Below are 12756 nucleotides of genomic sequence, written 5' to 3' on the forward strand. Positions count from 1 at the left end.
GATTTATCGGGCTTTTTATTGGCTTAAATTCTTTATGTAAATTTATGCTAAGTAATGGAGAAATAATTCAATATATTAATAAATAAAAAGTAAAGGACCGAAATCCGCTATATCAGTGAAATTGCGACAGTCTTATCAATAAAATCGCTATTAAATATGTAAAAAACGCATTTTCTTGATAGATAAAATCTCGTTATGCTGTGCATTGTTATAATAGAAATTACTAGCTGTACGCCATGTATTTATATACTGATTTTGACCAGCAACTGGTTAATGAACGTGTTGCACAGTTCCGTGATCAAACGGAACGTTATTTAGCAGGTAAATTGACGGAAGATGAATACCGTCCACTGCGTCTTCAAAACGGCCTTTATGTACAACGTTATGCACCGATGCTACGTATTGCAGTACCTTATGGCCTGATGAATTCTAAACAATTACGTAAAATTGCGTCATTGGCTCAGGACTATGACCGTGGTTATGCGCACGTATCTACTCGTCAAAACATTCAGTTTAACTGGCCTGCACTAGAAAATGTGCCTGATATGTTACAAGAGCTCGCATCTGTTCAAATGCATGCGATTCAAACTTCGGGTAACTGTATTCGTAACACAACCACTGACCAATATGCAGGTGTGGTTGCGGGTGAAATTGCTGACCCACGCCCAACGTGTGAATTGATTCGTCAATGGTCAACTTTCCACCCAGAATTCGCTTTCTTGCCACGTAAGTTCAAGATTGCAGTTTCAGCACTGGAAGAAACTGATCGTGCGGCAACGTCTTTCCATGATATCGGTGTGTATATCGTGAAAAATGAAGCAGGCGAGATTGGCTATAAAATCAAAGTTGGTGGTGGTTTAGGCCGTACCCCAGTGATTGGTAGCTTTATTCGTGACTTCTTGCCACGTGAAGATTTGATTGCTTATTTAGAAGCGGTACTTCGTGTATACAACTTACACGGTCGTCGTGATAACAAATATAAAGCGCGTATCAAAATTTTGGTGAAAGCATTAACACCAGAAGTATTTGCAGAGAAAGTGGAAGCTGAATTTGCACATACCATCAAAACGTTAAAAATCGATGCTGATACCTTGGCGAAAATGGATGAGAACTTCACACCATTTGATTACCAAGATTATGCGGATGAAGATTTCGCAGAGCAATTTGCCGCAGAGCCGAAATTTAAACAATGGTTCAACATCAACACCAATGCACATAAAGTCAAAGGTTACCGCATCGTTACGATTTCTTTGAAACGTGCGGGTATTGCACCGGGCGATATGACTGTTGAAGAAATGAACCTGATTGCTGACTTGGCTGACAAATATACCTTTGGTGAGTTCCGTACCACACATGAGCAAAACATTGCGCTTGTTGATGTACCGCAAAAAGATTTGTTTGATCTATGGAAAATCCTTGATCAACATAATCTTGCACGTGCGCATATTGGGTTCTTAACCGACATCATTTGCTGCCCAGGTGGTGATTTCTGTTCATTGGCAAATGCGAAATCGATTCCAATTTCTGAAGCCATTACACGTCGTTTTGATGACTTAGATACCATTTACAATTTAGGTAAATTGGATCTGAACATCTCTGGTTGTATGAATGCGTGTGGTCACCACCATGTCGGTAATATTGGTATTTTAGGTGTAGATAAAAAGGGTGCTGAGTTCTATCAAATCACTTTGGGTGGTAATGCCGACCATGATGCATCAATTGGTGACATCTTAGGCCCATCATTTGCAGCCGAAGTTGTACCAGACATCATTGAAGAAATCTTAAATACTTATCTAGACCTTCGTGCAGAAGGCGAAGAGTTTATTGATACTTACCGCCGTGTTGGCATCCAACCATTTAAGGAGCGTGCATATGCTTAATACAGCACTACAAGTCCTCTCTAAAGATGGCTCGATTGCAGACAATACTTACCAAGTCATTGGTGAAGATGGTGTGTTGCCCCAAGGTGACGTGGTTTTAACAGTTGAGCAGTTAGATCAACTTGCGAATGTAAGTGGTAAAAAAGCACTTTTCGTAACGGTGGATGCTTCACCTGAAACCAATGAATTCCCGCTTGATCAATTAGATGCAATCTTTATCGAGTTTGCTGGTTTTAACGATGGTCGTGGCTATTCATTTGCTGCGTTGTTACGTCGCCAAGGTTTTCAAGGCGAGCTACGTGCAACAGGTGATGTATTCAAAGATGTGTTGAACTACATGAAGCGTTCAGGTTTCGATACTTTTGTAGTGAAAGAAGGTAAAGATATTGCTGAAGCTGCTTCAGGCTTAGGTGATTTTACCAATCCATATCAAGCTTCAACTGCAGTGCCGCAAGCGCATTATCAAACTGGTGCTTAAGTGCCATGATTGATTAAAAAAGCCTCCGTTCGGAGGCTTTTTTTATTGATCGAAATACTTTTAATGAGTGATTATTCGTTTTCAAGCTGGCAATTGACCATCCATTTAATACCGAACTGATCGGTAAATGCGCCATAGAGTGCACCCCAAAAGGTCTTTTCGATAGGCGTTTCTATAGAGCCACCTTTGGACAATGCATCAAACAGTCGTTTGGCTTCAGCTTGTTCACTACTGTCTAAATTAATCGAAATATAATGATTGCTGCCTACGGTAAAGGGTTGGTTGGTTTGAGCACAAAATTGTTCGCTGACATCTGAGGCCATCAGCACGGTAAATTCATTGATCGGTAGGGAAATATGCATAATCTTTTGCTGATCTGCATCGGATAGTGAAATGCCTTCCTCGGCAGGCATATCGCCATAATGCATCACATTGATGAATTCTCCACCAAATACGGAACGATAAAAATTAAAGGCTGCTTCGGTATTGCCTAGAAAATTCAAGTAGTGATTGAGCTGCATGGTGGTCATCCATTTTTATTATGTCGACATTTATTTTAAGAGCCTTGGCTGAGCTGTATGTGAACAATTTATGTATAAAATGTAAGCATAAAAAATCCCTCTTACAGAGGGGTTTTCAGTCTCCCTCCTTTATTAAAGGAGGGGTTAGGGGAGGATTAAAGAATATTCCCTCTAAATAGCCCTTTGTGAAGGGAGTCTACAGAGCATTAAAGCAATTCAATCGCCACAGCAGTTGCTTCACCACCACCAATACACAGCGCTGCAATACCACGCTTACCACCTGTACGTTTTAATGCATGGATCAGCGTTAAGATAATGCGTGAACCTGTAGAACCAACAGGATGTCCAAGCGCACAAGCACCCCCGTTGATATTTACTTTTTCAGCATCTAATTTAAATTCATCAATAGGGCACATCGTGACCATGGCAAAAGCTTCATTAATTTCCCATAAATCGACATCAGCAACATTCCAACCCGATTTATCTAGAACTTTCTGAATTGCGCCTACAGGTGCAATAGTAAATTCTGAAGGATGCTGTGAATTTGATGCATAAGCCACAATTTTCGCTAGTGGATTTAAGCCCTTTGCTGAAGCTAGATCTGCTGATGTTAAAACTAAAGCAGATGCACCATCAGAAATAGAACTAGCATTGGCAGCGGTAATGGTTCCATCTTTAGCAAAAGCAGGGCGCAGTGTTGGAATTTTTTCGATATTAGCGTTAAAAGGCTGTTCATCTTTATCGATAATCACATCGCCTTTACGACTCGAAACAGTGACAGGCACGATTTCGTCAGCAAAATAACCCTCAGTAATTGCAGTTTGAGCACGTTTAAGCGAGCGAATGGCGAAGTCATCCATTTGTTCACGTGTATAGCCTTTTGTGTTTGCCATATCCTGCGCAAAAGACCCCATGAGTCGGCCCGTTTCTGCATCTTCTAGGCCATCTAAGAACATATGATCTTTAACGTCACCGTGGCCCATACGGTAGCCAGCTCGTGCTTTGGTCAAAACATAAGGGGCATTGGTCATTGATTCCATACCACCTGCAACTACGACTTGAGCTGATCCTGCCTTGATCATATCCGCCGCTTGCATAACAGCTTTCATACCTGAACCACACAGCTTATTGATGGTTACGGCACCAGTTGAATCTGGAAGACCAGCCTGACGCATCGCTTGACGGGCAGGACCTTGTTTCAGGCCAGCCGGAAGCACACAACCCATAATGACTTCTTCAACATCTATCGGTTGTAAACCCGCGCGTTCGATGGCTGCTTTAATCGTAACTGCGCCTAATTCTGGTGCAGTGACAGCGGCTAAACTCCCTTGAAAACCACCCATTGCAGTACGGGCTCCATTCACGATGACGATATCAGTCATTACATATCTCCATTTTCTTATACATTAATTTTTGAATACGTCAGCAGTATAAGTAAAATTGAACAGGAATAAAGCAAATTTAAAAGGCTGCTTTGGACTCACCGGTTCTCAAATTAGCAACTGGTTGGGTTTTCAAATCGGATATGTCCCATTCGACTTAAGACTGCTCGGATCGGTTGAAGCGTTGATTTCGAACAGTAGTAGAAACTACCATTTGAACCATTGGGTAAACCGGAGCTAGCCTGAAAGGTGAGACTTGGAATGTGTAGAGTCCCACGCCAAGACAGATCGCCATATTTTAAATTGAGTTTATCTTGCAGCAATATTTTTTCATTTGCGTCGACTTGACGGTTTTTATTACTGTCAATAAATATGATCAGACCACTGTTCCAGTTGTTAGGTTGGCAAAGTTTAAAGTTAAGACTAGGACAAATCACAATATTGGAATGATAAATAGTGGCCTGAGCCCGTGCGAATGCATTGTGATTCTGAATAGTCAATTTGATGTTATTCGCTTCTCGCTGCGCCATTAAATTGTTGAAATGTGGTAAAGCTATCGTCACGATAATGACCATAATCGCAATTGAGACCAAAAGTTCAAATAACGTAAAGCCGGTTTCTTTATTGTAAAGCATTGATTTAATCCAAAATTTAATATTATTTTTATATGTCTAATGTTATATGTGTTTTTAATGGCGATATTAATTTTGAGTATAGAATTTTATTACTCAATTTTAGATAAAGCTGTTAAAATGAAAATAGCAAGTGACAATAGGCGATTCACTGCTCAAAATTGAGTAAAAATTTACCGAATTACAACGGAAATTGTAAGTAATTTTGTCAATAATTTACTTGATTAGATTAATCAAGCACTTGGAAAAAGAAAAAAGTGTTTGTATGATTCAGCGTGAATAGCTTAAAAAAAAAACTGGGGTATAAGAAAGCCTATCTCAGGATAGCCAATTTTTCGGCTTGAGCTTGAACAACAATTGTTATCTCTGGAGGATAAATCCATGAAAATGAGTCGTATTGCATTAGCAATGCTCGTAGCTGCTCCTTTAGCAGCTGCAAACGCAGGCGTAACTGTTACTCCATTAATGCTTGGTTACACTTTCCAAGATTCTGAACACAACAACAGCCGTGGCAACCTTACTGAAGGTCCAGAGCTACAAGACGACTTGTTTGTTGGTGCAGCACTTGGTGTTGAATTAACTCCATGGTTAGGTTTCGAAGCTGAATACAACCAAGTTAAAGGCGATGTAGACGTTGATCACGGCGAATACAAACAAACCCAAATTAACGGTAACTTCTATGCTACCTCTGATTTGATCACTAAAAACTATGATAGCAAAGTTAAGCCATATGTGTTGTTAGGTGCAGGTCACTACAAATACAAATTTGACGAAGCTCGTGCTCGTGGTGTTGCTGGTGTAGATCGTGGTACTACTGAAGAAGGTACTTTGGGTAATGCTGGTCTAGGTGCTTTCTGGCGCTTAAACGATGCTTTATCTCTACGTACTGAAGCTCGTGCTACTTACAACATCGATGAAGATTTCTGGAACTACACAGCTTTAGCTGGTCTTAACGTAGTTCTTGGCGGTCACTTGAAACCTGCTGCTCCTGTAGTTGAAGTTGCTCCTGTAACTCCAGTTGCTCCAGTTGCTCCAGCTCCTCAAGAGTTGACTGAAGATCTTAACATGGAACTTCGTGTGTTCTTTGATACAAACAAATCTAACATCAAAGATCAATACAAACCTGAAATTGCTAAAGTAGCTGAAAAATTAGGCGAATACCCTAATGCTACAGCTAACATCGAAGGTCACACAGATAACACTGGTCCACGTGCTCTAAACGAACGTTTATCACTAGCTCGTGCTAACTCTGTTAAATCTTCACTTGTTAACGAATACAACGTTGACCCAGCTCGTTTATCTACTCAAGGTTTCGCGTGGGATCAACCGATCGCTGACAACAACACTAAAGAAGGCCGTGCTATGAACCGTCGCGTATTCGCTACGATTTCTGGTAGCCGTACTGTAGTGGCTCAACCTGGTCAAGCTCAATAATTTGAGTTTAACTTCGGTTAGAAAAAAGCGGCTCTTTTGAGTCGCTTTTTTTTTTAAATTTAAAAAAGGGACTTAAATTTGGCTAACAGGCACTAACTAAAATGCGTTATTAACTTTTGAATAATTTTTGGATGTAAAAGGATTTATCTATTCATGTGGCAATTAAGCATGTAAAAATTCAAACTATTTGTATATTAATTAATCATTTATTTGCCTAAGAGCTTTAAATTGAACATACACAGATTGTATTTATTTTTTTATAAAAGCAATAAAAAACAATTATTTACATTTGTATTATCTACAATTTATAAAAAATGAATATTTATATTTTTCATTAAAAAGATATAATTATCGGGATTCATGATGCAGTTAAGAATTATTCTAAATATAATAATGATTCTTATTCAAATAAATTAAGCGTTCAACAATGATCAATTTTCCAAAAACTCATTTAGTCCGTGCGATTTCAATCGCGATCTTAGGGGTGGGCACATCTGCAGTAGTAAATGCAGCAGAGCGAACCGTGCTTGAAACAATTGAAATTGAGGTACCTGCAGAAAAGCAACTTGCAAATGGTAAGTTGAAAGCGCAGACAGAACTTGGTGCTTTGGGAAATAAAAAAATTGTTGATACGCCATTTAGCGTTGCTGCATATAGTGAAAAGTTAATTGAAGAACAGCAGGCTACGACTGTTGGTGAAGTATTAAAAAATGATGCGAGTATCCGTATTACAACCAACCAAGGTCATTTAAACGAAAACTTTAATATTCGTGGCTTTGACATCAATCACGATGACATTGCACTCAATGGTATGTACGGTATGGCGCCTTATGGACGCGTACCGACTGAATTTCTAGATTCGGTAACGGTTTTAAAAGGCCCGAATGCCTTGGTTGCAGGTATGTCGCCTGCTGGCGGGGTCGGTGGTGTGGTCATCGCTAAAACTAAGCGTGCAGATAAAGAAAAAACTCAAGTTTCAGCTTCAATGGAAGAAGGTGGTTTTTACCAATCAGGTTTTGACGTTTCGCGACGTTTTGGTGCTGAAAAAGAATTTGGTCTACGTGTGAATGGTGCTTATGGTCAAGGTGAGCACATTATTGAAGGCATGGAAGATAAACATGCATCAGGTGCAATTGCTGCAGACTATACAACGGATAAGTTAAAACTTAATTTTGATGCCTATGCGGTACGTGATGATCGTAATGGTGGTTCACCTGCGATGGTAGGCTTCATTTCATGTGAAGGAATTACTAATCCCAAAAAATGCACTAAGCCTTTACGATTAATGGACGCTCCTGAGGGGGATACTAATTATTTCTCTAATTTAGAAGGTCACACCAATACACAATTTGCGGGGTTATCAGGAGAATATAAATTTAATGATACGTTGCAATTTAATGCTGGTGTTGGTCAAGTCGAGAAAAAATATCGTGGTCATATCTTTGGTACACGCTTTATTGTAAATGATAGTAATACTGGCGATGCAACTTCTCAATATTACCGTGTAGGTATGAATGAGAAGAACACAACTGCGAATTTTGGAGTAGTTAGTAATTTCAGTACCGCTGCAATAAAACATACTTTGGGTTTACGCGCAGACTATTTGGAACGCAAAACGAGCCAGCATAGCGGGCAAGGTGCAACACCAGTAGAGTATCCGACTAATATTTATGATCCTAGCTCTAATGAAATGATGCCTGAAGGTAAGCCACTTATGGCTTCATTATTGGATAATAAATATATTAGTTATACTCTTACTGATCAGCTTTCCCTGTTAGATGATAAATTGCAGCTGATTGTCGGTGCACGCTATCAGGATATCGATACCAAGAATTTACAAAGAAAGACTGGCTATCAAGATGATAAAATTTCGCCTAGCTTAGGTGTTGTGGTTAAACCTTTTGGAGAGAATCTTTCTATTTATGCAAACTATGTAGAGGGACTCTCTGAAGGGGTAACGGTGAATAACGTTGCAGATGCTAACAATAATGTTACTTTCGCGCCATTTCAAACTAAGCAATATGAATTGGGTGCAAAATATCAAGCAGGTTCTTGGTTGAATACATTTGCCCTTTATCAAATTGAAAAACCATCGACCATGGTATCTTCATATTCTGATGGTCAACCCAATAGTAAAATCAATCAAATTACTACAGATGATGCTGAAACACGTTCGCGTGGTGTGGAGTGGGCATTTTCAGGAGAGATTTATACAGGTCTAAATCTGATGGGGAGTTTGGCTTATATCGATGCTGAATATACCAAAGCAGCGGTGAAAAATGGTGTAACTAATCAAGGCAATACGGTATATGGTATTCCTGACTTTACCGCAACGCTTGGCTTAGATTATGCGGTACCTTATGTAGATGGTTTAAATGTGAATGCGCGTGCAAATTATGTGAGTGAACAATATTTAAATGAAACTAATAGTCTTAAACTACCAGACTATACAATCTTAGATTTAGGTGCGCGTTATAAAACCAATTTGGGTGGTGTAAATACTACATTCTTAGCCAATGTTGATAACGTGACTGATGAGAAATATTGGGAAGGTACATTCAACTCAGGTTATGCCTTAGTGGGTGGTCCACGTACCTATAAAGTCGGCGTGACTTTTGATTTCTAAGTTAGATTAGTTTTTTTAATATAAAAAGCCACCTATTCAAGGTGGCTTTTTTGCAAATGAATGATTTACGGAATATATTGCTTAACCACACCGTCATCGAGTAATTGTTGGAAATGTTCAACCACACTTTGTTGAATATCTCGGTACTCAATGCCCAATTCTTTTTTACTTTTTTCAGCATTAAAGTAAATCGGGTAACCCATATTCAGTTCAACAAACTTTCGTGGGAAACCTGCAAGAGGGCCAAATGCTTTAAAGGCAAACTTCGGTAAGGTATTGCGTGGAAAAGGAAATTTATTACCAAAATGCGAGCGTAATATTTCCCCCATTTCTAATAAACTTAAAGTACCACCGCTAATGATATAACGACCTGATGCTTTAGGGTTTAATGCTGCTTGTACGTGCGCTTCGGCGACATCACGGACATCGACAATTCCATTCCACATTGGTGGAACACCGGCCAAAGTCATACCATTGGCAAACTGTTGTAGAACTTCAACGCTTCCTGACTGTGTTGACGCTGTTAAAGATGGCCCCATGACCAGTGCTGGATTAATACAGACCAGATCCCAACGGTTTTGTGCTTTTTGCATTTCCCACGCTTTGCGCTCAGCCATCACTTTTGAATATGGATAAGGCTGATGCGTCTCAGAGCTAGAAGTGTTCCAATGCGATTCATCAAACTGATTATGTTTGGTTTGCAAAATATCAATTGCATCACCATAAGTTGATGCAATACTTGACGTTACCACCACTCGCTTAACGGATTCAGTTTTATTTACACTATTGAGTACATTTTCAGTGCCTATAACCGCAGGCTCAATAATGTCTTTAATTGCGTCTTTATAGTTGGTCACAACAAAAGGGGATGCCATATGGACCACAATGTCACAACCTTGCATGGCTGAATCAAATGCACCCTCATCCAATAAATTGGCTTGAAACAGTTTTAAAGCGCCAGTTGTTTTAGCTGCAATTTTTTCGAGATGTGCAAATCCTGATGTTTTATTCAGATCTCGAACTGTGGCATGCACTGTATGACCTAATTCAAGTAAGTTTTTAATGACCCAACTGGCAATATAGCCTGTCGCGCCTGTGACGAGTATCTGTCTTGTTGTCTTGCTATTCATATTCTTCAACTTTAATTGACGCATTTTTTTATCATATTGAGAATATTTAGTTTTGTCTTTGATTAATTTGAAAAAATAGGTTTTTATTGTTGAGTTTATTTTGCTCTAAATTCAGCAGAAAACTCATGTGAACGCTACAAAAGTGATTTTTTATTGATTTCAAAAACGCGAATATGGGATGAATGTTGGATAGATGTATATTCTTATGAGTATGGATGCAAAATCTCACAGAAAAATGGACAAAGAGTCATATCTAACTTGTGAGCTTTAATTTAAAGCCTAGATAAGAGTTATAGGCTTCTTCATTTCGTATAACAGCCATTATGTTAAATAGTTTATTTCTATTAGCTTCTGTAAAGCTCAATAGTAAATTAAGCTAGTTTCTTAATGTGACAGAACCTTATTATTTGCAGGAATGTATTTGAGATTTTGGTAAGTAGATCAGAAATTATGGAACAAAGAACAAAACGTAAGAGAATTAAAGAAGGTGATGTGATTGCAATTAATTTGGGGAATCTAAGCTATGCCTATGGCATAGTTTTAAAATCTCCATTGGCAGGGTTCTACAATTTACAGACGAAAAATTTAGAATTGAATGTTAATTTCATAACATCACATTCGATTTTGTTTAAAGTACCTGTCATGAATTACGCATTTAAATCCGAGAAATGGCATATTATTGGGAATGTAGAATTAAATGACGATTTAAAACAGAAGGTTTACTTCTTTAAGCAAGATATGTTTGATCATTCAATTTCTATTTATTATGAAGATGGAACTGAAGGTATCGATATTCCAGCAACATATGAAGAAGTAAAAGATTTGGAACGTGCTGCTGTATGGGATCCTGAACATGTAGAAGATCGTTTAAGAGATCATTTTAATGGTGTTCCGAATGAGTGGGTTAAACAATTACGCCCTAAACCCTCTGCATCTTAAAATTAACATAATACACGCTATACGAAATCCTATTTTTATTTGATATAAATCGTTGCTTTATGCTGGTGCGAAAAACCCAGACATCACCGAGTGGAATTTTTTTTGATTCTTCATGTTCCGCGACTATTATTTAATCAATGTTCCAAGGTTTTGTTTAATGATATAGCAAACAAAAATGTCTAGCTAAAATAAGCATAAATATCCTAGTCGTTATTAATTTTGCAGATAGATAAATAAAAGGATTGGGGCGTCATTACGGTCAAATTCACGTACAATATTGACTAATTTGCAGGTATAGATCCTGCCTTATCAGATGATTCTGTTCTCCCGTTAAATATTGGCATACACATGGCGCAAGTAAAGAAATCTTTTCCGCAGCAAAAATCGGAATTACATGCACGAAATCTGCATCGCAGTCGTTACGATTTTCCTCAACTCATTAAGAGTTGTCCGGAACTTGCACCTTTTGTCAGCCCAAATAAATATAATGATTTATCGGTAGATTTTTCTGATCCACACGCTGTGAAAATGCTCAATAAAGCATTGCTTAAGCATTTTTATGGCATTCAATATTGGGATATTCCCAAAGATTTTCTTTGCCCGCCTATTCCGGGCAGGGCTGATTATATTCACTATTTGGCGGACTTGTTAAGTGCCAACAACAAAGGGCAGATTCCAACAGGACACACCGTTCAAGTCTTAGATATTGGGGTTGGTGCGAACTGTATTTATCCGATTATTGGTCATCGCAGCTATGGCTGGAAATTTGTAGGCTCAGACATACATGCTGCATCGGTTAAAAGTGCTCAATTTATTGTGGAGGCAAATCCGAATCTGCGTAAAGGCATTGAGATTCGATTGCAAAAAAAAGCGAGCAATATTTTTAATGGTGTGATTAAACCTTCAGATCGTTTTGATTTGACCATGTGTAATCCACCATTTCATGCCTCGCAAGATGAAGCCAACGCGACAGCAACGCAAAAATTAAGAAAACTGGGCAAGCCAGTTGATCGGAGCAAGGTGGTATTAAACTTTGGCGGTCAAAAGAACGAACTCTGGTGTGATGGCGGCGAAGAGCGATTTGTCTGCCAAATGGTACAAGAGAGCATCCAGTTTGCTGAACAATGTCTTTGGTTTAGTACGCTGGTTTCCAAGAAAACAACATTGCCAGTGCTTTTAAAGGCCTTAGCGAAGAGCGGTGCAGTGGATGTGAAAACCATTAAAATGACGCAGGGACAAAAAGAAAGCCGTTTTGTCGCTTGGACTTTTCTAGATTTAAGGCAACAGCAAGCGTGGAAGAATGCACGTTGGACTTCAGCTTAAGTCTGTCTTCGTTGGAGATTTTCGCCTTGTCTTTGACAGCAATGCATAGGGCATCAATATAAAGTTTCCCATAGCGATAAGCTCAGTGTGTTGAATCAATCTGGAGATATTTTTGCTAAACAAGACGCATTGTTAATTGTTACAAAAAACAGCATCCAGCGATTTTTGATTATTTCGTGTTCTAAATGCATTGAATATTCTGCAAGGGCTTCTTTTATATGTGAAAAATGCGCGGAATTGAACTGCAAATGCGTATGTTTATCATTTAAATTTTATATAAATCATCTCTGTACACGACAAATTTCATAGGATCCTTGTCCTATCAGGCTTTTTCTTTCTTAAAATTGCTAGCACTTTCTTAAATTCTTCTTTTTTTCCAAAACCAATCAAACGTAGAATAGCCATTTGAAC

The 12756-nt window shown here is 38.8% G+C and carries 10 protein-coding genes; 6 read left to right on the forward strand and 4 right to left on the reverse strand.

Translation table 11 applies throughout. The annotated features are described in order from the left end of the window. The first annotated feature begins 236 nt into the window (after positions 1-236). Positions 237-1880 (forward strand): nitrite/sulfite reductase, encoded by a 1644-nt coding sequence (locus FTV50_RS15650; protein ID WP_078194255.1) that lies wholly within the window; start codon positions 237-239, stop codon positions 1878-1880. Next, positions 1873-2358: a DUF934 domain-containing protein gene (locus FTV50_RS15655; protein ID WP_180025006.1), complete on the forward strand. Its 486-nt coding sequence runs from the start codon at positions 1873-1875 to the stop codon at positions 2356-2358. The genes FTV50_RS15650 and FTV50_RS15655 overlap by 8 nt, the downstream gene beginning before the upstream one ends. Before the next feature lie 71 nt (positions 2359-2429). Here the strand turns inward: FTV50_RS15655 and FTV50_RS15660 are convergent, their stop codons facing one another. The 3 genes from FTV50_RS15660 to FTV50_RS15670 all read right to left on the reverse strand — a co-directional run bounded on the left by FTV50_RS15660 (position 2430) and on the right by FTV50_RS15670 (position 4896). Beyond that, entirely contained in the window at positions 2430-2879 is a 450-nt protein-coding gene (locus FTV50_RS15660; RefSeq protein ID WP_180025007.1) for a VOC family protein, read from the reverse strand. 206 nt (positions 2880-3085) lie between these two features. Next, positions 3086-4261 (reverse strand): acetyl-CoA C-acyltransferase, encoded by a 1176-nt coding sequence (locus tag FTV50_RS15665; protein ID WP_180025008.1) that lies wholly within the window; start codon positions 4259-4261, stop codon positions 3086-3088. 113 nt (positions 4262-4374) lie between these two features. Further along, the gene (locus FTV50_RS15670; RefSeq protein WP_180025009.1) at positions 4375-4896 is read right to left on the reverse strand and encodes a GspH/FimT family pseudopilin; all 522 of its coding nucleotides are present in this window, start codon (positions 4894-4896) and stop codon (positions 4375-4377) included. Between the two features lie 378 nt (positions 4897-5274). Here FTV50_RS15670 and omp38 point away from each other — a divergent pair, with 378 nt between their 5' ends. Then, on the forward strand, positions 5275-6327 hold the full coding sequence (gene omp38, locus FTV50_RS15675; RefSeq protein WP_180025010.1) for an outer membrane protein Omp38: 1053 nt from the start codon (positions 5275-5277) through the stop codon (positions 6325-6327). A gap of 427 nt (positions 6328-6754) precedes the next feature. Further along, positions 6755-8953 carry a TonB-dependent siderophore receptor gene (locus tag FTV50_RS15680; RefSeq protein WP_180025011.1) on the forward strand — a complete coding sequence of 733 codons (2199 nt, stop codon included), beginning with the start codon at positions 6755-6757 and terminating at the stop codon, positions 8951-8953. A gap of 65 nt (positions 8954-9018) precedes the next feature. Here FTV50_RS15680 and FTV50_RS15685 read toward each other — a convergent pair whose 3' ends face one another. After that, positions 9019-10107, reverse strand: a complete 1089-nt coding sequence (locus FTV50_RS15685; protein ID WP_180025012.1) for an aldehyde reductase — start codon at positions 10105-10107, stop codon at positions 9019-9021. A gap of 426 nt (positions 10108-10533) precedes the next feature. Here FTV50_RS15685 and FTV50_RS15690 point away from each other — a divergent pair, with 426 nt between their 5' ends. Further along, a complete protein-coding gene (locus FTV50_RS15690; protein ID WP_180025013.1) occupies positions 10534-11022 on the forward strand; it encodes an immunity 26/phosphotriesterase HocA family protein in 489 nt (162 codons plus the stop codon). Positions 11023-11370: 348 nt separating this feature from the next. Next, complete coding sequence (gene rlmF / locus FTV50_RS15695) at positions 11371-12345, forward strand: 23S rRNA (adenine(1618)-N(6))-methyltransferase RlmF (protein ID WP_180025014.1); 975 nt, start codon at positions 11371-11373, stop codon at positions 12343-12345. The last annotated feature ends 411 nt before the right edge of the window (positions 12346-12756 follow it).

This window comes from Acinetobacter sp. YH1901134 (assembly GCF_013416965.1).
GTDB classification, from domain to species: Bacteria; Pseudomonadota; Gammaproteobacteria; order Pseudomonadales; family Moraxellaceae; genus Acinetobacter; species Acinetobacter amyesii.